Annotated in this window: 17 protein-coding genes; 16 read left to right on the plus strand and 1 reads right to left on the minus strand. The window is 69.7% G+C overall.

All coding sequences use genetic code 11. The features are described from left to right. Nucleotides 1-96 precede the first annotated feature (96 nt). The 5 genes from rpsA (at nucleotide 97) to uvrB (ending at nucleotide 7,288) form a co-directional block, all read left to right on the plus strand. On the plus strand, nucleotides 97-1,545 hold the full coding sequence (rpsA, locus tag ACPYN4_RS03350) for a 30S ribosomal protein S1 (RefSeq protein WP_076691000.1): 1,449 nt from the start codon (nucleotides 97-99) through the stop codon (nucleotides 1,543-1,545). Nucleotides 1,546-1,669: 124 nt separating this feature from the next. Continuing rightward, nucleotides 1,670-3,331: a sensor histidine kinase gene (locus ACPYN4_RS03355; RefSeq protein WP_239281335.1), complete on the plus strand. Its 1,662-nt coding sequence runs from the start codon at nucleotides 1,670-1,672 to the stop codon at nucleotides 3,329-3,331. Continuing rightward, the gene (locus tag ACPYN4_RS03360) at nucleotides 3,328-4,506 is read left to right on the plus strand and encodes a diguanylate cyclase domain-containing protein (RefSeq protein WP_239281337.1); all 1,179 of its coding nucleotides are present in this window, start codon (nucleotides 3,328-3,330) and stop codon (nucleotides 4,504-4,506) included. The genes ACPYN4_RS03355 and ACPYN4_RS03360 overlap by 4 nt, the downstream gene beginning before the upstream one ends. A gap of 13 nt (nucleotides 4,507-4,519) precedes the next feature. Next, nucleotides 4,520-5,122: a dephospho-CoA kinase gene (gene coaE, locus ACPYN4_RS03365; RefSeq protein ID WP_239281338.1), complete on the plus strand. Its 603-nt coding sequence runs from the start codon at nucleotides 4,520-4,522 to the stop codon at nucleotides 5,120-5,122. An 84-nt stretch (nucleotides 5,123-5,206) separates the two neighbouring features. Further along, nucleotides 5,207-7,288 (plus strand): excinuclease ABC subunit UvrB, encoded by a 2,082-nt coding sequence (gene uvrB / locus ACPYN4_RS03370; protein WP_239281339.1) that lies wholly within the window; start codon nucleotides 5,207-5,209, stop codon nucleotides 7,286-7,288. 150 nt (nucleotides 7,289-7,438) lie between these two features. Here the strand turns inward: uvrB and ACPYN4_RS03375 are convergent, their stop codons facing one another. Beyond that, nucleotides 7,439-7,684 carry a hypothetical protein gene (locus tag ACPYN4_RS03375; protein WP_076690995.1) on the minus strand — a complete coding sequence of 82 codons (246 nt, stop codon included), beginning with the start codon at nucleotides 7,682-7,684 and terminating at the stop codon, nucleotides 7,439-7,441. A gap of 33 nt (nucleotides 7,685-7,717) precedes the next feature. Here ACPYN4_RS03375 and ACPYN4_RS03380 point away from each other — a divergent pair, with 33 nt between their 5' ends. The 11 genes from ACPYN4_RS03380 to ACPYN4_RS03430 all read left to right on the plus strand — a co-directional run bounded on the left by ACPYN4_RS03380 (nucleotide 7,718) and on the right by ACPYN4_RS03430 (nucleotide 19,808). Beyond that, nucleotides 7,718-8,224, plus strand: coding sequence for a MarR family winged helix-turn-helix transcriptional regulator (locus ACPYN4_RS03380; RefSeq protein ID WP_239281340.1), 507 nt, complete (start codon nucleotides 7,718-7,720; stop codon nucleotides 8,222-8,224). Nucleotides 8,225-8,263: 39 nt separating this feature from the next. Beyond that, on the plus strand, nucleotides 8,264-11,176 hold the full coding sequence (gene uvrA / locus ACPYN4_RS03385) for an excinuclease ABC subunit UvrA (RefSeq protein WP_424445615.1): 2,913 nt from the start codon (nucleotides 8,264-8,266) through the stop codon (nucleotides 11,174-11,176). Further along, nucleotides 11,176-13,194 carry an excinuclease ABC subunit UvrC gene (gene uvrC / locus ACPYN4_RS03390; protein WP_424445616.1) on the plus strand — a complete coding sequence of 673 codons (2,019 nt, stop codon included), beginning with the start codon at nucleotides 11,176-11,178 and terminating at the stop codon, nucleotides 13,192-13,194. The genes uvrA and uvrC overlap by 1 nt, the downstream gene beginning before the upstream one ends. A gap of 82 nt (nucleotides 13,195-13,276) precedes the next feature. Continuing rightward, entirely contained in the window at nucleotides 13,277-14,152 is an 876-nt protein-coding gene (rapZ, locus tag ACPYN4_RS03395; protein WP_424445617.1) for an RNase adapter RapZ, read from the plus strand. Nucleotides 14,153-14,194: 42 nt separating this feature from the next. Beyond that, entirely contained in the window at nucleotides 14,195-15,181 is a 987-nt protein-coding gene (gene whiA, locus ACPYN4_RS03400; protein WP_424445618.1) for a DNA-binding protein WhiA, read from the plus strand. Between the two features lie 139 nt (nucleotides 15,182-15,320). Next, nucleotides 15,321-15,947 (plus strand): superoxide dismutase, encoded by a 627-nt coding sequence (locus ACPYN4_RS03405; RefSeq protein WP_424445619.1) that lies wholly within the window; start codon nucleotides 15,321-15,323, stop codon nucleotides 15,945-15,947. 138 nt (nucleotides 15,948-16,085) lie between these two features. Further along, nucleotides 16,086-17,096, plus strand: a complete 1,011-nt coding sequence (gap, locus tag ACPYN4_RS03410) for a type I glyceraldehyde-3-phosphate dehydrogenase (protein ID WP_315550097.1) — start codon at nucleotides 16,086-16,088, stop codon at nucleotides 17,094-17,096. An 8-nt stretch (nucleotides 17,097-17,104) separates the two neighbouring features. After that, nucleotides 17,105-18,322 (plus strand): phosphoglycerate kinase, encoded by a 1,218-nt coding sequence (locus tag ACPYN4_RS03415; protein WP_239281349.1) that lies wholly within the window; start codon nucleotides 17,105-17,107, stop codon nucleotides 18,320-18,322. Then, on the plus strand, nucleotides 18,322-19,104 hold the full coding sequence (tpiA, locus tag ACPYN4_RS03420; RefSeq protein ID WP_239281350.1) for a triose-phosphate isomerase: 783 nt from the start codon (nucleotides 18,322-18,324) through the stop codon (nucleotides 19,102-19,104). Before ACPYN4_RS03415 ends, tpiA begins: the two co-directional genes overlap by 1 nt. Nucleotides 19,105-19,203: 99 nt before the next feature. Beyond that, nucleotides 19,204-19,452: a preprotein translocase subunit SecG gene (gene secG, locus ACPYN4_RS03425; RefSeq protein ID WP_076690986.1), complete on the plus strand. Its 249-nt coding sequence runs from the start codon at nucleotides 19,204-19,206 to the stop codon at nucleotides 19,450-19,452. Continuing rightward, nucleotides 19,452-19,808: an RNA polymerase-binding protein RbpA gene (locus tag ACPYN4_RS03430; RefSeq protein ID WP_076690985.1), complete on the plus strand. Its 357-nt coding sequence runs from the start codon at nucleotides 19,452-19,454 to the stop codon at nucleotides 19,806-19,808. The genes secG and ACPYN4_RS03430 overlap by 1 nt, the downstream gene beginning before the upstream one ends. Nucleotides 19,809-19,891 lie beyond the last annotated feature (83 nt).

Raw genomic sequence — 19,891 nt, forward strand, 5'->3', positions numbered from 1 at the left:
GCTCCGGCGGCGGCATCCGCTCGTCTTCGGACGGATGCCGAGGCGGCACCGCCGCGCCGGAGCCCGACATCCAACCCAACAAGGACAACCCACTACATGACTACCGCAACGACCGCCCCGGCCACCAAGCAGGTCGCCATCAACGACATCGGATCTGCTGAGGACTTCCTGGCCGCGGTCGAGAAGACCCTGAAGTTCTTCAACGACGGAGACCTCATCGAAGGCACCGTCGTGAAGATCGACCGCGACGAGGTCCTCCTCGACGTCGGGTACAAGACCGAGGGCGTCATCCCCTCGCGCGAGCTCTCCATCAAGCACGACGTCGACCCGAACGAGGTCGTCAAGGTCGGCGACGAGGTCGAAGCCCTCGTCCTCCAGAAGGAGGACAAGGAAGGCCGCCTCATCCTCTCCAAGAAGCGCGCGCAGTACGAGCGCGCCTGGGGCGACGTCGAGAAGATCAAGGAGAACGACGGGGTCGTCACCGGCACCGTCATCGAGGTCGTCAAGGGTGGCCTCATCGTCGACATCGGCCTGCGCGGGTTCCTCCCGGCATCGCTCATCGAGCTGCGTCGCGTCCGCGACCTCACGCCGTACCTCGGTCAGGAGATCGAGGCGAAGATCCTCGAGCTCGACAAGAACCGCAACAACGTCGTGCTGAGCCGCCGCGCCCTGCTCGAGCAGACGCAGTCGGAGTCGCGCACCACGTTCCTCAACAACCTGCACAAGGGTCAGGTCCGCAAGGGCGTCGTCTCGTCGATCGTCAACTTCGGTGCGTTCGTCGACCTCGGCGGCGTGGACGGCCTCGTGCACGTCTCCGAGCTGTCGTGGAAGCACATCGAGCACGCCTCCGAGGTCGTCGAGGTGGGCCAGGAGGTCACCGTCGAGATCCTCGAGGTCGACCTCGACCGCGAGCGCGTCTCGCTGTCGCTGAAGGCGACGCAGGAGGACCCGTGGCAGGTCTTCGCCCGCACCCACGCGATCGGTCAGGTCGCGCCGGGCAAGGTCACCAAGCTCGTCCCGTTCGGCGCGTTCGTCCGCGTCGCGGACGGCATCGAGGGCCTCGTGCACATCTCGGAGCTCTCCGGCAAGCACGTCGAGCTCGCCGAGCAGGTCGTGTCGGTCGGTGAAGAGGTCTTCGTGAAGATCATCGACATCGACCTCGAGCGTCGCCGCATCTCGCTGTCGCTCAAGCAGGCCAACGAGTCCGTCGACCCCAACGGCACCGAGTTCGACCCGGCGCTGTACGGCATGGCGACCGAGTACGACGAGAACGGCGAGTACAAGTACCCCGAGGGCTTCGACCCCGAGTCGGGCGCCTGGCTCGAGGGCTTCGACGCGCAGCGTGAGAAGTGGGAGCAGGAGTACGCCGCCGCTCAGGCGCGCTGGGAGCAGCACAAGGCTGCCGTCGCGAAGGCCCTCGAGGCCGAGGCGGCCGCTCCGGTCGAGACCGGTGCCTCCTCCTTCTCTTCGGAGACGGTCGGCGGCGGCACCCTCGCCGACGACGAGGCGCTCGCGGCACTCCGCGAGAAGCTGTCGGGTCGCTGAGCCGAACCCCTTCAGAACGGGCCGTCACCGTCGACCTTCTGGTCGCCGGTGGCGGCCCGTTCGCCGTTCTGCGGGCGTCGTGTCCCGACGATCCCGCCGCGAGCGGTAGCGTCATGGAGTGCGGATGACACGAGCGACAGCGGCCGGTGCGCCGACGCCGCCGCGCACGCGCCGGCGCACGGCACTGCGCTTCGATCTGCGTGACCGCGTCGCCGTCGGCAACCAACTGCTGTTGTGCGGCATCGTCGTCGTCCTCTTCGTCGGGGGAATCCTCGCCGGCGTGCTCAGCAGCCCCGGCGTGTTCGCGATCGGCACCCTCCTCATCGCCGTTGCGACGATCGCGACGCTCGCCGTCCCGTGGACGAGGGTCGCGCCCGCGTGGGTCGCTCTCGTGCCGCTGGTCGATATCGTGGCGATCGCGGTGCTGCGCGTCGCGGAGCCGCCCGCGGGTCTGGGCCTGCTCTGGGCGTTCCCGGCGATGTGGCTCGCGTCGCTCGGGCTGGCCGGCCTCATCGTCAGCTGCGTGCTGATCCCGCTGCTGTACTGGGTGCTGCTGGTGGTCGGCCCGGCATCCGCCTTCACCTTCTCGACCCTGCTGCTGCCGCTCGTCATCGTCGCGATCAGCAGTGCGGGCTACGTGGCCGCGCGCCGGCTCACCGCGCAGCGCGACCTGCTCGATGCGCAGGCGGCACGGCTCGCGTTCGCGCGCTCCGCCGCCGTCCGCCAGGAGCAGCTGGTGACCGAGGTGCTCGACACCGTCGACTTCGGCGTCATGCGGCTGTCGGTCGGCGGTGACATCGTCTACGAGAACGACGCCGTCGGTCGCCTCAGCAGCGCGATTCCCGAACTGCACCCGGCGTCGGGGCGGACGACTCTGCTCGCCGAGGACGGCCGCACGCCGCTGCCGGCGAACGACCACCCGCTGGCGCGCACCCGGCGCGGCGAGACCTTCGACGACGTCGTGGTGTGGTCGCAGGATGCCGAGGGTCGCCGGTCGGCGCTGACCTTCACGGCGCGGCGGCTCATCGACCACCGCGGCGAGGACGGCGGGGCCGTGCTCGTGGCACGCGATGCGACGGCGGAGCGCGAGGCGCTGCGCGCCCGCGACGACCTCGTCGCCTCGGTGTCGCACGAACTGCGCACGCCGCTGACATCGGTGCTCGGCTACCTCGAACTCGCGCTCGACGAGGAGGACCTGCCGGAGCGCGCCCGCCGCTACGTCGACACCGCGCTCGGCAGCAGCGAGCGCCTCCTCGCGATCGTCGCCGACATCCTCACCGCGTCGCGGCGTTCGCTGCAGTCGGTGGAGTCGTCAGTGCATCCGCGCGAGATCGACGTGGTCGAGATCGTGCGCGCGTCGATCCTCGCGCTCCGCCCGCTCGCGGACGACCGCGTCATCAAGGTCACCCTCGACGGGGCGGAGAGCGCCGTCGCCTACGCCGATCCGGGACGGCTGCGACAGGTCATCGACAACCTGCTGGGCAACGCGATCAAGTTCAACCGCGACGGCGGCTCGATCGAGGTCACCGTCCACACCGATGGAGACACGACGACGATCGCGGTGCGCGACACCGGCATCGGGATCGGCGAGGAGGACCGCGGTCGCGTCTTCGAACGGTTCTTCCGCGCCTCCGAGGACATCGCCGGCAACGGTCTGGGACTTGCCATCAGCCACGAGATCGTGCGGGCACACGACGGCGACCTGACGGTGGCCTCCGAGCCCGGGGTCGGCTCGACGTTCACCGTCGCGCTGCCGGCCAAGGCGGGGACGCGGGTGACGCGATGACCCTGGATCTGTTCACCGTCACGGTGATGACCGCGCTCGTGGCATCCGTCGCCAGCCTCACCTTCATCCTCGACACCGTCATCCGTCGGGACGTGGGGCCGGGTCGGCTCTGGGCGGTCGCGTTCTTCTGCGGCCTGGCGACGACGGTCGCGTACATGGCCTGGTTCTCCGGCGTCGGCGGCGCGCTGTCGGTCGCCGTCGGCAACACCCTGTTCGTGCTCGTGCCCGGGTTCATGTGGGTCGGCACGCGCCGGTTCAACGACCGTCCGATCGGCTACGCAGCGGGCCTGCTCGCGGTGCTGGCCGCGGCGACCTTCGTCGCGGCGCTGCTCCAGGCGGATGCGCTCGGCAGCTGGGGCGGCTGGACGACGATGGCGGCGTGCCTGGTGGCGCTGTTCGTCGCCGGCGCCATCGAGACGCTGCGCCCGCCGCTGCGGCACATCCACAGTTCGTGGGCGCTGGCGGCGGTGCTGCTGATCGCCGCGGTCTTCTACGCCGTCCGGCTGACGGTCTTCCTCGTCCTGGGGCACGACAGCGCGCTGATCTCGGAATGGCTCGGGTCGATCAGCGCCAACTTCGTCACGGTCACGCTGACCGTGGTCGCCGCCATCGTCACCTCGGTGCTGCGTTCGCACCACACCTCCGAGCAGCGCTACGAATGGCTCACGGAGGGCGGCGTGGCCTTCGACGGCGTCATGCTCGCCCGGACGTTCGCCGGCGCGAGCGCCGATGTCGTCGAGCGGGCGCAGTGGCGGTCGGAGGGGGTGGCGCTCGTGGTCATCCGCGTTGAGGGCATCTCGGAGATCCGCACGGCGTTCGGTCCCGAGGTCGCCGATGACATCACCCGCGCGTGCCGGCAGGCCGTGCGCCGCTACGCGCCCGCCTCGGCGATCGTCGGCGAAGACGGGGGCGATCGCCTGGCGGTGTGCGCGCTGGCGACGACGGCCGCCGACGCGCGGCGCCTGGGCGCGACGATCTACCGCGGCTGCACCGAGGAGCTCGCCCGCTCGCAGTCGGGCCTGTTCCCGTACGTCGGCGTCGGCGTCGCCTTCACCGAAAATGCCGGCTATGACATCGACCGACTGCTGGAGGGCGCGCGCGACGCGGCGCAGCGTGCCGCACAGACACCCGGTGCTTCGGTGCTCCTCGATGCGCCGTCGTCGCCATCGTCGTGACAGGCTGTCGACCATGCCTCTCATCGCGCTGACCGGAGGGATCGCCTCCGGCAAGTCGACGATCGCGCGTCGTCTCGCCGAGCACGGCGCGGTGATCGTCGACGCCGACGCCATCGTCCGCGAGGTGCAGGCGCCCGGCTCGCCTGTGCTGGACCTGATCGCCGCGGCCTTCGGCCGCGAGGTGATCGCCGGCGACGGCACGCTCGACCGCGCGGCGCTCGGCGACATCGTCTTCGGCGACCCCGACGCCCTCGCCCGCCTGAACGGCATCGTGCACCCCGCGGTGCGGGAGGAATCGGCGCGGCGCTTCGCGGCGGCGAGCGCCGCCGATCCCGGTGCCGTCGTCGTCTACGACGTGCCCTTGCTGGTGGAGGCGCGCGTCGACGATCCCTGGGACCTCGTCGTCGTGGCGCACGCGCCGGCAGCCGTCCGCATCGCGCGTCTCGTCTCGCTGCGGGGGCTGACCGAGGACGACGCCCGCGCCCGCATCGCCTCGCAGGTCGACGACGCCGCCCGTCTGGCGGTCGCCGACGTGGTGATCGACACCGCCGGAACGCTCGAGCACACGATCGCGCAGACCGACGCGCTGTGGCGTCGGCTTCAGGCGACCGGCTGAACCGGCGCCGTCGGCGTGCCGTCGTGGACCACGCCCACGGCGAACGCCGATGCCGGTGTCGGAGGCCCCGCCTACGCTGGAGTGATGCAGACCACACGCTCCGTGCGCCCCTTCGAGGTCGTCAGCGAGTACGAGCCCAGCGGTGACCAGCCGCAGGCGATCGCCGAGCTGGCGGCACGCATCAACGCCGGCGAGACCGACGTCGTGCTGCTGGGCGCGACGGGTACCGGCAAGTCGGCCACGACCGCATGGCTCGTCGAGCAGGTGCAGCGGCCGACGCTCGTGCTCGCGCACAACAAGACCCTCGCAGCCCAGCTGGCCAACGAGTTCCGCGAGCTCATGCCGCACAACGCCGTCGAGTACTTCGTCAGCTACTACGACTACTACCAGCCCGAGGCGTACGTCCCGCAGACCGACACCTTCATCGAGAAGGACTCCTCGATCAACGCCGAGGTCGAGCGCCTGCGCCACTCCACCACGAACTCGCTGCTGAGCCGGCGCGACGTCGTCGTGGTCTCGACCGTGTCATGCATCTACGGCCTCGGCGCACCCGAGGAGTATCTGCGGGCGATGGTCGCGCTGCAGGTGGGGGAGCGGTACGACCGCGACGCGCTCATCCGCAAGTTCATCGCGATGCAGTACAACCGCAACGACGTGGACTTCTCCCGCGGCAACTTCCGGGTGCGCGGCGACACGATCGAGATCATCCCGGTGTACGAGGAGTACGCCGTGCGCATCGAGCTGTTCGGCGACGAGATCGAGGCGCTGTACATGCTGCATCCGCTCACCGGCGATGTCGTGCAGCGGCTCGACAGCGTGCCGATCTTCCCGGCATCCCACTACGTCGCCGGCACCGACACGGTCCAGCGCGCCATCGGGACGATCGAGCACGAGCTCGGCGAGCGGCTGAAGGAGCTCGAAGGGCAGGGCAAGCTCCTCGAAGCGCAGCGGCTGCGCATGCGCACGACGTTCGATCTCGAGATGCTGCAGCAGCTCGGCTTCTGCTCCGGCATCGAGAACTACTCGCGCCACCTCGACGGCCGTCAGCCCGGCGAGCCGCCCCACACGCTCTTGGACTTCTTCCCCGACGACTTCCTGCTCGTGATCGACGAGTCGCACGTGACGGTGCCGCAGATCGGCGCGATGTACGAGGGGGATGCCTCGCGCAAGCGCACTCTCGTCGACCACGGCTTCCGACTGCCCAGCGCCCTGGACAACCGCCCCCTGCGCTTCGACGAGTTCAAGAACCGCATCGGCCAGACCGTGTACCTGTCGGCGACGCCCGGCCGGTACGAGATGGGGATCGCCGACGGTGTCGTCGAGCAGATCATCCGTCCGACCGGCCTCGTCGACCCGCAGATCATCGTCAAGCCCTCGAAGGGACAGATCGACGATCTGCTCGAGGAGATCCGCGTGCGCGTCGAGCGGGACGAGCGGGTGCTCGTGACGACACTCACCAAGAAGATGGCCGAGGAGCTCACCGACTTCCTCGGCGAGCACGGCGTGCGCGTGCGGTACCTCCACTCCGACGTCGACACCCTGCGGCGCGTGGAGCTGCTCACCGAACTGCGTCAGGGCGTCTACGACGTGCTGGTCGGCATCAACCTGCTGCGCGAGGGACTCGACCTGCCCGAGGTGTCCCTCGTCGCGATCCTCGATGCCGACAAGGAGGGATTCCTCCGCAGCGGCACGTCGCTCATTCAGACGATCGGCCGCGCGGCGCGCAACGTGTCGGGCGAGGTGCACATGTACGCCGACAACATGACCGACTCGATGCGCTCGGCCATCGACGAGACCGAGCGCCGGCGCGAGAAGCAGATCGCCTACAACACCGAGCACGGCATCGACCCTCAGCCGCTGCGCAAGAAGATCGCCGACATCACCGACGTGCTGGCCCGCGAGGCCTCCGACACGCAGGAGCTGCTCGGCGGTCGCGCCACGGCGAAGAACAAGTCCGGCAAGGGCAAGTCGCCCACCCCGCAGCTGCGGCGCGAGGGCATCGCCGCCGAGGGCGCCATGCAGCTGGAGGCGACGATCGAGGATCTCACCGCCCAGATGCTCGCCGCCGCCTCGGAGTTGAAGTTCGAGCTGGCGGGGCGCCTGCGCGACGAGGTGCAGGATCTGAAGAAGGAGCTGCGCGCGATGGAGCGCGCCGGGCACGCGTGAGGATGCCGACGGAGCAGAGACTGAACCTTGTGACGCTGGGCGTCGCCGACCTCGAACGCGTGGGAGGTCGCGATCAACCCCGGCTGGACGCTCGGCGCCGACGGCTCGACGCGCCTGCGCTGACGCGCGCGAGCGCGGCGCGGCGACGCGTCAGGACGGGCAGTGCATGAGCGGTTTGGGGCCGCTGCGGTCGAACGTGTGCGCCGACATCGGGTGGCCGCACAGTGGACACGATCGCTCGGTGCGCACGGGTTCGGGCTCGGTGTCGAACGGGCCCACCGATGCGGGACCGGCGAGGCGGATCAGCCGACTGTTCCAGTAGGCGTACCACCCACCGGCCGCCCGCACACGCTCCCGCAGCGGCGGGCGTTCCGGATCGTTTCGTGTCATGATCATTAGTGTACTAACAAAACCGGGTAGAGTGCTGACATGGACCCCCGCGACGACCTTTTGAAGCTCGACAACCAGCTCTGCTTCGCCCTGGTCACCGCGGCCCGCAACGTCGTCTCGATCTATCGCCCGGTGCTCGAGCCGCTCGGGCTCACGCACCCGCAGTACCTCGTCATGCTGGCGCTGTGGGAGCGCGCCCCGCGCTCGCTCGCGAACCTCGCGGGGGAGCTGGCGATGGAGCCGGCGACGCTCTCCCCGCTCGTGAAGCGCCTGGAGGCGCAGGGGCTCGTCTCCCGCGCGCGCAACGCCGACGACGAACGGCAGCTCGACATCACGATCACGGCGGCCGGCCGCGCCCTGCGCGAACGCGCGCTGGGCGTGCCAGAGCAGATCATGGCTCGAGTCGGGATGGATGCCGGTGAGCTCGCCGCCCTCCGCGACGCCCTCGCTCCCTTCGCCGGGCGCCGGCCACCGGCCGCGGGAGACCCGGTCGCGACCGATGCGAGTTCGCGCAGAGCGCACGCCGGAACCGCTGCGACGCCCTGAGCCGGCCGCGGTGTCGGAGGTCCCGCCTAGACTTGTCCGGTGCCTATTGTCCCCGTCGCAGCGTCGAAACTCAGTGTCCGCGGAGCCCGCGTCCACAACCTCAAGAACGTGGATCTCGACATCCCGCGGGACGCCCTCGTGGTCTTCACCGGCCTGTCCGGATCGGGCAAGTCGAGCCTCGCGTTCGACACGATCTTCGCCGAGGGTCAGCGCCGCTACGTCGAGTCGCTGAGCGCGTACGCGCGCCAGTTCCTCGGTCAGGTCGACCGGCCCGACGTCGACTTCATCGAGGGCCTCTCACCCGCCGTCTCGATCGACCAGAAGTCCACCAACCGCAACCCGCGGTCCACGGTCGGCACGATCACCGAGATCCACGACTACATGCGCCTGCTGTGGGCGCGCATCGGAGTGCCGCATTGCCCCGAGTGTGGCGCACAGATCCAGCGCCAGACGGTGCAGCAGATCGCCGACCAGCTCATGGAGCTGCCGGAGCGGACGCGCTACCAGATCGTCGCGCCGGTCGTGACGCAGAAGAAGGGCGAGTTCGTCGATCTCTTCAGGGAGCTCTCCGCGAAGGGATACGCGCGCGCCGTCGTCGACGGCGACCTCATCCAGCTCGCCGAGCCGCCCGCGCTGAAGAAGAGCTACAAGCACGACATCGCCGTCGTCGTCGACCGGCTCGTCGCCGCCCCCGACATCCTCGGTCGCATCACCGACTCCGTCGAGACGGCGCTGGGGTTGGCCGGCGGCATCATGCAGGTCAACTATGTCGACGAAGAGGGGGATGCCGCGTGGCAGAGCTTCAGTGAGAAGCTCTCGTGCCCCAACGGGCATCCGCTGCAGCTGACCGAGATCGAGCCGCGCACCTTCTCGTTCAACGCGCCGTTCGGGGCGTGCCCGGCCTGCTCGGGCCTGGGGACGCGCATGTCCGTCGACGTCGATCTCATGCTCGGCGACGAGGATCTCTCGATCAACGAGGGCGTCATCATCCCGTGGACGACGCAGGGCAAGGGCCTCTATCAGTATTACGAGCGACTGCTGGTCGGTCTCGCCGACGACCTGGGCTTCTCACTGGACACTCCGTGGCGGAAGCTGCCGGACGAGGTCAAAGAGGCCGTGCTGCGCGGCGAGAACTACAAGGTCACGGTGAAGTGGCGCAACCGCTACGGCCGGGAGATGCGGTACTCGTCGGGATTCGAGGGCGTCGTGCCCTACATCGAGCGCCAGTACACGCAGGCCGAATCCGACACCCAGCGCCAGCGCTGGGCCGAGTACCTGCGCGAGGTGCCCTGCCCCGTCTGCAACGGCGACCGGCTCAAGCCCGAAGTGCTCGCGGTGCTCGTGCACGGGCACTCCATCGCCGACGCGTCGCGTCTGAGCCTGGGCGAGGCGCAGACGTACTTCGCCGAGCTTCAGCTCACCGACCGCGAGGCGAAGATCGCCGCCGCCGTGCTGCGCGAGATCCGCGCCCGTCTGGACTTCCTCATCCAGGTCGGTCTGAACTATCTGAGCCTCGGCCGCGCGGCCGGCACCCTCTCCGGCGGCGAAGCGCAGCGCATCCGGCTCGCGACCCAGATCGGCTCGGGCCTGACCGGCGTGCTGTACGTGCTCGACGAGCCGTCGATCGGCCTGCACCAGCGCGACAACCGGCGCCTCATCGAGACGCTCGTGCGTCTGAAGGATCTCGGCAACACGCTCATCGTCGTCGAGCACGACGAAGAGACCGTGCACGCATCGGACTGGATCGTGGACATCGGCCCCCGCGCCGGAGTCGACGGCGGCGAGGTCGTCCACTCCGGACCGCTGGCCTCGCTGCTGGAGGAAGACAGGTCGCTGACCGGTGCGTACCTCAGCGGGCGCCGCTCGATCGAGACGCCCGCGAAGCGCCGCAAGATCGACCGCAAGCGGATGCTGACGGTGGTCGGAGCCCGCGAGAACAACCTGCAGAACGTGACGGCGGAGTTCCCGCTCGGCGTCTTGACGGCGGTCACCGGCGTGAGCGGTTCAGGCAAGTCGTCGCTGGTCAACGGCATCCTGTACGAAGTCCTCGCCACGAAGCTCAACGGCGCCCGCCGCGTGGCCGGCAAGCACACCCGCGTGACCGGGCTCGACAACCTCGACAAGGTCGTGCACGTGGACCAGGCGCCGATCGGTCGCACGCCCCGGTCGAACCCGGCGACCTACACCGGCGTCTTCGACCGCATCCGGACCCTGTTCAGCGAGACGATCGAGGCGAAGACGCGCGGCTACCAGCCGGGACGGTTCAGCTTCAACGTCAAGGGCGGACGCTGCGAGGCGTGCTCGGGTGACGGCACGATCAAGATCGAGATGAACTTCCTGCCCGACGTGTACGTCGACTGCGAGGTCTGTCACGGCAAGCGCTACAACCGCGACACGCTCAGCGTGCACTACAAGGGCAAGAACATCGCCGAAGTCCTCGAGATGCCGATCGCGGAGGCGGCGGAGTTCTTCGAGCCGATCCAGGCGATCCACCGCTACCTGCAGACGCTCGTCGACGTCGGCCTCGGCTACGTGCGGCTCGGGCAGTCGGCGACGACGCTGTCCGGCGGCGAGGCGCAGCGCGTCAAGCTCGCCACCGAACTGCAGCGCCGGTCCAACGGCCGCAGTGTCTACGTGCTCGACGAGCCCACGACCGGCCTGCACTTCGAAGACGTCTCCCGGCTGCTGCAGGTGCTGAACGGGCTCGTCGACAAGGGCAACACCGTCATCGTCATCGAGCACAACCTCGACGTCATCAAGTCGGCCGACTGGATCATCGACCTGGGTCCCGAGGGCGGGTCCGGCGGCGGCCGGATCGTCGCGACGGGTACGCCCGAGCAGGTCGCCCGGGTCGAGGGCAGCCACACCGGCGCGTTCCTCGCCGAGGTCCTGGAGGGCAGGTCCCTCGTCGACCGCGGCGAGGAGCGCGAGCTCGAGCGCAAGGCGGGCTGATGGCCGCAGCCCTGCCGTACAAGCCGAGACCGGGCGAGATCCCCACCCAGCCGGGTGTGTACCGCTTCCGCGACGCGGACGGGCGGGTGCTCTACGTCGGCAAGGCGAAGAACCTCCGGGCGCGGCTGTCGAACTACTTCGCGCCGCTGCACACGCTCCACGAGCGGACGCGGCGCATGGTGACGTCGGCGTCGTCGGTGGAGTGGACGGTCGTCCCGACGGACGTCGACTCGCTGCAGCTGGAGTACATGTGGATCAAGGAGTTCGATCCGCCGTACAACGTCCGGTACAAGGACGACAAGTCCTACCCGTACATGGCGATCACGCTCGCCGACGAGGCGCCGCGCGTCATCGTGACCCGCAACCGCCGCATCCCCGGTGCGCGCTACTTCGGGCCGTACCCCAAGGTGTGGGCGGTGCACGACACCATCGATCTGATGATCAAGGTGTTCCCCATCCGGACGTGCTCGGACTCGTCGTACAAGAAGGCGATGGCCTCGGGGCGCCCCTGCTTCCCCGGTCAGATCGGCCGCTGCGGCGGCCCGTGCTCCATGAAGGTCACGATCGAGGAGCACCGGGCGATCGTCGACGACTTCGTCGCGTTCATGGCCGGCGGTGACCAGCGGTTCACACGAGACCTCACGCGGCGCATGCGCGAGGCGTCCGCCGCGATGGACTACGAGTCGGCGGCGCTGTACCGCGACCGGCTGCAGGCGATCGACGCGGTCCTCAGCCGCAGTTCGCTCGTGCTCGCCGAAGACACCGATGCCGACCTTTTCGGCATCGCGGAGGACGAGCTCTCCGCCGCCGTGCAGCACTTCGTGGTGCGCGGCGGACGCGTGCGCGGCGTGAGGGCGACCACGATCGACAAGGAGCTGGACATCTCCGGCGCCGACCTCGTCGACCAGGTGCTCCAGCGCACCTATGGACCGGCCGGTCCCGGCGAGATCCCGCGGCAGGTGCTCGTCCCGTCGCTGCCGGACGATGCCGCCGACCTGGAGCAGTGGCTGCAGGAGCGTCGCGGCAAGCGGGTGTCGATCCAGGTGGCACAGCGTGGACGCAAGGCCGACCTGATGCGGACGGCGACCCTCAACGCGCAACAGGCCCTGCTGCTGCACAAGACGCGCCGCACGTCCGACTACACCGCGCGCACCAAGGCGCTCACCGACCTCCAGGTCGCGCTGGGGCTCGCCGAGGCGCCGCTGCGCATCGAGTGCTACGACGTGTCGCACCTGTCGGGCACCAACGTGGTCGCCTCGATGGTGGTATTCGAGGACGGGCTGCCGCGCAAGGACCAGTACCGCTCGTTCGGGGTCGGCGAGACGACCGACGACACCGACTCGATCTATCAGGTGCTGACCCGGCGGCTGGCGCACGTGGACCGTGACGATGCTGCGGGCGAGAGCGAGGCGGCGGATGCCGCGGCATCCGCCCCCGCCGGACCGGACGGCGCGGAGGCGCCCGTCGTCACCGAACGCAAGCGCCCCCGCTTCGCCTACCGCCCGCAACTTCTCGTGGTCGACGGCGGCGCGCCGCAGGTCGCCGCCGCCGCCCGCGCCCTGGAGGATGCCGGACACACCGAGATCGCCCTGTGCGGCATCGCGAAGCGGCTCGAGGAGATCTGGCTCCCGGGCGAGGAGTACCCGGTCATCCTGCCGCGCACCTCCGAAGCGCTGTACCTGCTGCAGCGGCTGCGCGACGAGGCCCACCGGTTCGCGATCACGCATCAGCGCAAGCGCCGCCGGCGCGACATCACCACGGTGCTCGGCGAGGTGCCCGGCCTCGGGCAGGCGCGCATCAAGGCGCTGCTGCGCCACTTCGGCTCCGTCGCCGCGCTGAGCCAGGCGTCGGCGGAGGAGATGACGGCGCTGCCCGGGATCGGACCCAAGCTGGCGGCCGCAATCGCCCAGCGGCTCGCCGACCGGGAGGGGGCGTCCGGACGGGAGGCATCCGCGGGCGGGAACGCCTCCGCCGGCCGGGAGGCACCCGCCGGACGGGAGTCATCCTCCGGTCGGTAGGCTGGGGGAGCGGGCCGGTTCGGTCCGTCCGCGTCGGCCGCGGTGCCGATGGTCGGGGAGCCGACCGATCTGGGGAGGGAACGTGGCAGACGACCAGCCGGCCGGCGAGGTCCTCATCGTCACAGGCATGTCGGGCGCGGGGCGGACGACGGCCGCCAACGCTCTGGAGGACCTCGACTGGTACGTCGTCGACAACCTCCCGCCGCAGATGCTCGGCCCGCTGCTGGAGCTGACGGAGCTGGCCGGCGGCGCCCTGCCGAAGATCGCCGCCGTCGTCGACGTCCGCGGGCGGGAGCTGTTCCGGGCGCTGCCCGCGGTCACCAGCGCGCTGCGCGGTGGTCGTCCCGTGCGCGTGCTCTTCCTCGATGCGTCCGACGACGTGCTGGTGCGCCGGTTCGAGTCGGTCCGCCGCCCGCATCCGCTGCAGGGCGACGGCACGATCCTCGACGGCATCCGTCGCGAGCGCGAGCGGGTCGCCGCGATCCGCGAAGGCGCCGACGTCATCATCGACACGAGTGCCATGAACATCCACCAGTTGGCCACGCGCGTCGTCGACCTGTTCAGCGAAGAGGGCGCCGCGCGGCACACCATCACGGTGATGAGCTTCGGGTTCAAGTACGGACTGCCCACCGACGTCGATCTCGTCGCCGACATGAGGTTCCTCCCGAATCCGTTCTGGATCCCGGAGCTGAAGGGCCACACCGGCGAGGAGGAGTCGGTGCGCGACTATGTGCTGGCGCAGCCCGGCGCACGCGAGTTCATCGACGCGTACGCCCTCGCGCTGCGCCCCGTGCTGGAGGGGTACCAGCGCGAGAACAAGCGGCACTCCGTGCTCGCGATCGGATGCACCGGCGGCAAGCATCGCTCCGTCGTGACGACCCTGGAACTCGCCGACCGGCTGGCGGAGCTGCCCGGGGTCGCCGTCCGCGTGAAGCATCGGGACCTCGGGCGCGAGTAGGCTGGTCTCTCGTTCCCCCCCCGCTTCGACCGAAGGATCGCCGTGTCGCCGACTGCAGACGTGAAGACCGAGCTGGCCGCGATCCGCGACCCTCGTCCCACGGCTCGCGTGGCGGAACTGACCGCGATCCTGCGCTTCTCCGGGGGCCTGCACTCCATCGCCGGACGCGTCGCGGTCGAGGCCGAACTGGAGACCGACCCGCTGGCCCGCCGCGTCGCGCGCGACATCATGGAACTGTACGGCGTGCGTCCCGAGCTGCACCGCGTGCAGGCGTCGGGCGGGGCGAGCGGACGCGTCGGTGGCCACTTCGCGGTCCGCGTGATCGACGGCGGCGAGACCCTCGCCCGCCAGACCGGTCTGCTCGACGCGCGCCGTCGCCCGGTGCGCGGCCTGCCCAACAAGCTGACCACCGGCGCCCGGCACGACCTGGCGGCCGTCTGGCGCGGAGCGTTCCTCGCCGCCGGCGCCCTGTCGGATCCTGGCCGGTCGGCGGCACTGGAGATCTCCTGCCCGTCCGGTGAGGCCGCCATGGCGCTCGTCGGTGCCGGTCATCGCCTGGGCATCGCGGCGAAGGCGCGCGAGGTGCGCGGCGTTCCGCGCGTCGTCGTGCGCGACGGCGAGGCCATCCGCGTCGCGCTGGCCGAGATGGGGGCCACCCGCACGGCGCAGGCGTGGGAGGAGCAGCGGCAGCGCCGCGAGGTGCGCGCGGGCGTCAACCGCCTGGTGAACTTCGACGACGCGAACCTGCGCCGTTCGGCGCAGGCCGCCGTCGCCGCCTGCGCACGCGTCGAACGCGCCCTGGAGATCCTCGGCGACGAGGTGCCCGAGCACCTGCGCGAGGCGGGGGAGCTGCGCCTGGCCCACCGCGACGCGAGCCTGGACGAGCTCGGCCACCACGCCGACCCGCCGTTGACGAAGGATGCCGTGGCCGGTCGCATCCGCCGGTTGCTCGCCATGGCCGACAAGAAGGCTACGCAGGACGGCATCCCCGGCACCGACGCCGCCGTGCCCGAGGGCCTCGAGGACTGACCGCGCCGCCATCGCGCATTCCCGGCATCCGCCGCGATGACGGGAACAACCTCCTGACGCGGGCGTTGCACCTCAATAGGATGGCAACGTCCCATCGCTGCAGTGTCTGCTGCGGCGCCGACGACAGGAAGAAGAGAACATGGCGAAGTACACACTGCCCGACCTCCCCTACGATTTCGCAGCGCTCGAGCCGCACATCAGCGGCAAGATCATGCAGCTGCACCACGACAAGCACCACCAGGCCTACGTGACCGGTGCCAACACCGCCCTCGAGCAGCTCGCCGAGGCCCGCGAGACCGGCAACCTGGCGAACGTCAGCAAGCTCGAGAAGGACCTCGCGTTCAACCTCGGCGGTCACGTCAACCACTCGATCTTCTGGACGAACCTCGCGCCGGCGAACGACGGCGGCGGCGGAAAGCCCGAGGGCGAGCTCGCGGCGGCGATCGACGAGTTCTTCGGCGGCTTCGACAAGTTCCAGGCGCACTTCACCGCCGCCGCGACCGGCATCCAGGGCTCCGGCTGGGCCGTGCTCAGCTGGGACGTCATCGGCCAGCAGCTGATCATCCAGCAGCTGTTCGACCAGCAGTCCAACACCGCCCAGGGGACGGTGCCGATCTTCCAGCTCGACATGTGGGAGCACGCCTTCTACCTCGACTACCTCAACGTCAAGGCGGACTACGTCAAGGCGGTCTGGAACATCGCGAACTGGTCCAACGTCGCGGAGCGCTTTTCGACGGCTCGCGACAAGACGGCGGGACTTGTCTAGTAGTAGTGTCGTGACCAGGTGAGGATGCCGGGTCCCGCCCGGTAACGGGGAGACCCGGCATCCTTTTCCATTTCGCAGAGATCGCGATCGCGGTGCGTCCAGTTGGCGTCACCGGCGCGACAAGAACCGGGAGACAACGTGTCTGTCAAGATCGGAATCAACGGCTTCGGCCGCATCGGACGTAACTTCCTCCGCGCGGCTCTCGAGCAGGGTGCGGACCTCGACATCGTGGCGGTGAACGACCTCACCGACAACAAGACCCTCGCCCACCTCCTCAAGTACGACTCCGTCGGCGGACGCCTGGACGCCGAGGTCTCGTACGACGCAGACTCCATCACCGTCAACGGCAAGGCCATCAAGGTCTTCGAAGAGCGCGACCCCGCGAACCTCCCCTGGGGCGAGCTCGGCGTGGACGTCGTCATCGAGTCCACGGGCCGCTTCACCAAGGCTGTCGACGCGCGCAAGCACATCGACGGCGGGGCGAAGAAGGTCATCATCTCCGCGCCCGGCACCGACGTCGACGGCACGTTCGTCATGGGCGTCAACGACGACTCGTACGACTCCGAGACGATGCACATCATCTCCAACGCGTCGTGCACCACGAACTGCCTCGCGCCGCTGGCCCAGGTCTTCAACGACAACTTCGGCATCGAGCGCGGCTTCATGATGACGGCGCACGCGTACACCGCCGACCAGAACCTGCAGGACGGTCCGCACAGCGACCTGCACCGCGCCCGCGCCGCCGCGATCAACATCGTGCCGGCCTCCACCGGTGCCGCCAAGGCGATCGGCCTCGTGCTGCCCGAGCTCAACGGCAAGCTCTCCGGCTCGTCGTACCGCGTCCCGGTGCCCACCGGCTCCATCGTCGACCTCACGATCATCACCCCGACCGAGGGCCTGACCGTCGAGCAGATCAACGAGGCGTACAAGAAGGCCGCCGCCGAGGGTCCCCTCGTCGGCTACCTCAAGTACACCGAGGACGCGATCGTCTCCAGCGACATCCAGCTCGACCCGCACTCGTCGGTGTTCGACGCCGGTCAGACCAACGTCTCGGGCAACCTCGTCAAGGTGTCGTCCTGGTACGACAACGAGTGGGGCTACTCGAACCGTCTCGTCGACCTCACCGAGCTCGTCGCCAGCAAGCTCTGAGGCACCCCATGGCTCTGCGCACCCTCGATTCGCTGGGTTCGCTGGCCGGTAAGCGCGTCATCGTCCGTGTTGACTTCAACGTCCCCCTGAAAGAGGGCGTCATCACGGACGATGGCCGTATCCGGGCGGCTCTTCCCACCCTCAATCACCTCATCAACCAGGGCGCGCGCGTCATCGCGTGCTCGCACCTGGGCCGTCCCGACGGCGCCCCCGACGCGAAGTACAGCCTCGCGCCTGTCGCCCAGCGGCTGTCGGAGCTGCTCGGCACGCCGGTCGCGTTCGCGCGCGACACCGTCGGCGACTCCGCGCGCGACGCCGTCGCCGCTCTCGAAGACGGGGACGTCGCCGTCATCGAGAACCTCCGGTTCAACCCGGGGGAGACGGCGAAGGATGCCGGGGAACGCCGCGCGTTCGCCGAGCAGCTCGCCGCCCTCGGCGACGCCCTCGTCTCCGACGGCTTCGGCGTCGTGCACCGCAAGCAGGCCTCGGTCTACGAGCTGGCCGAGCTGCTGCCGTCCGCGGCGGGCTTCCTCATCGAAAAGGAGGTCGACGTCCTCGACCGCCTGACCGAGAACCCGGAGCGCCCGTACGCCGTCGTCCTCGGCGGCTCGAAGGTCAGCGACAAGCTGGGCGTCATCGAGCACCTGTTGCCGCGCGCCGACAAGATCCTCGTCGGTGGCGGGATGCTGTTCACGTTCCTCGCCGCGCAGGGCCACAAGGTGGGAAAGAGCCTGCTCGAGGCCGACCAGATCGACACCGTCAAGGGCTACATCAGTGCGGCGGCCGAGAAGGGCGTCGAGCTGATCCTTCCGGTCGACGCCGTCATGGCGTCGGGCTTCGCGGCTGACGCCGACCACGTCGTCGCGGCGGCTGACGCGCTGGAGGACACGCCCTTCGGCGCCGACGGGATGGGCCTGGACATCGGCCCGGAGACGGCGACGATCTTCGCTGACGCGATCCGCGGGTCGAAGACGGTCTTCTGGAACGGTCCCATGGGCGTGTTCGAGATGCCGGCGTTCGCCGCCGGCACCAAGGCCATCGCGCAGGCGCTCACCGAGGTCGACGGACTGTCGGTCGTCGGCGGCGGCGATTCCGCGGCGGCGGTGCGTCAGCTCGGCTTCGCGGACGACCGGTTCGGTCACATCTCGACCGGCGGCGGCGCGAGCCTGGAGTTCCTGGAGGGCAAGAAGCTCCCCGGGCTGGAGATCCTGGGATGGGAGGCCTGATGGCGCGCACACCGCTCATCGCCGGCAACTGGAAGATGAACCTCGACCACCTGCAGGCGGTCGCGTTCGTGCAGAAGCTGCACTGGACGCTGAAGGATGCCGGTCACGAAGACGGCTCGGTCGAGGTGGCGGTCTTCCCGCCGTACACCGACCTGCGCACCGTGCAGACGCTGCTTGACGCCGACAAGATCCCGTTCGCGCTGGGCGCGCAGGACCTGTCGATGCACGACGCGGGGGCGTACACCGGGGAGATCTCCGGCGCGTTCCTGAGCAAGCTGGCCTGCCGCTACGTGATCATCGGGCACTCCGAGCGTCGCGAGTACCACCACGAGACCGACGAGATCGTCGCCGCCAAGGTGCAGGCCGCACTGAGGCACGGGCTCGTCCCCGTCATCTGCGTCGGCGAGACGCTGGAGCAGCGTGAGGAGTCCGGCCCCACCGCGGTGTCGGTTGCGCAGCTGCAGGTGGCGCTTGAGGGCGTGCCGGCCGACGCCGACATCGTCGTGGCCTACGAGCCCGTCTGGGCGATCGGCACCGGTCAGGTGGCCTCGCCCGAGCAGGCGCAGGAGGTCTGTGCCGCCGTGCGCCAGGTCGTCGCCGACAAGCTCGGTGCGGATGCGGCGGCGCGCACGCGCATCCTGTACGGCGGATCGGTGAAGTCGGGCAACATCGCCAGCTTTATGCGCGAGCCCGACGTCGACGGTGCACTGGTGGGGGGAGCGAGCCTCGTCGCCGACGAGTTCGCCGCCATCATCCGCTACCAGAAGCACGTCGGCGTCTGACGCCGTCGGTCGGGGGCGCCTCATCCGTCGAGGTGCCCCCGACCGGTATACTCGACCTTTGTGCGCCCTGACGCGGCGCCGCGAAAGGCTTCATCGACTGTGGACATCCTTGAGTTCGTGCTGCAGGTGCTGCTGGGCATCACCAGCCTCCTGTTGACCCTCCTGATCCTGCTGCACAAGGGACGCGGTGGCGGTCTCTCCGACATGTTCGGCGGCGGCATGAGCTCCGCGCTGGGGTCTTCGGGTCTGGCCGAGCGCAACCTCAACCGATTCACGGTCGTCCTCGCTCTCATCTGGTTCGTCGCGATCGTCGCGCTGGGCCTCATCACCAAGTTCCAGGGGATCTGATGGCCACCGGAGGAAACGCAATCCGCGGCACCCGTGTCGGTGCCGGACCCATGGGCGAGCAGGACCACGGGCACCACGCCGACCGCATCGCGGTGTCGTACTGGGACGCCCTCGGCAACGAGACCGTCCGCTACTTCGCGGCGGGCATCGCCGAGGAGGAGATCCCCGAGGTCATCGACTCGCCGCACTCCGGCCTTCCCGCCGGGCGTGACAAGGAGAACCCGCCGGCGCTCGCCAAGACCGAGCCGTACAAGACGCACCTGGCCTACGTGAAGGAGCGTCGCACTGAGGAAGAGGCCGACGCCCTCCTCGAGGACGCGCTGCAGCAGCTGCGCGACCGTCGCGGCCAGAGCTAGTCACGCGCCCCTCGGTGCGGCGGCGGCTCCGACTCGAGGGGTTTCGGCTCCTCGCTGCGCTCCTGAGGTGAGGCGCGAGGGTT

Source organism: Microbacterium sp. CH-015, from assembly GCF_049707015.1.
In the GTDB taxonomy this organism is placed as follows: Bacteria; Actinomycetota; Actinomycetes; order Actinomycetales; family Microbacteriaceae; genus Microbacterium; species Microbacterium aurum.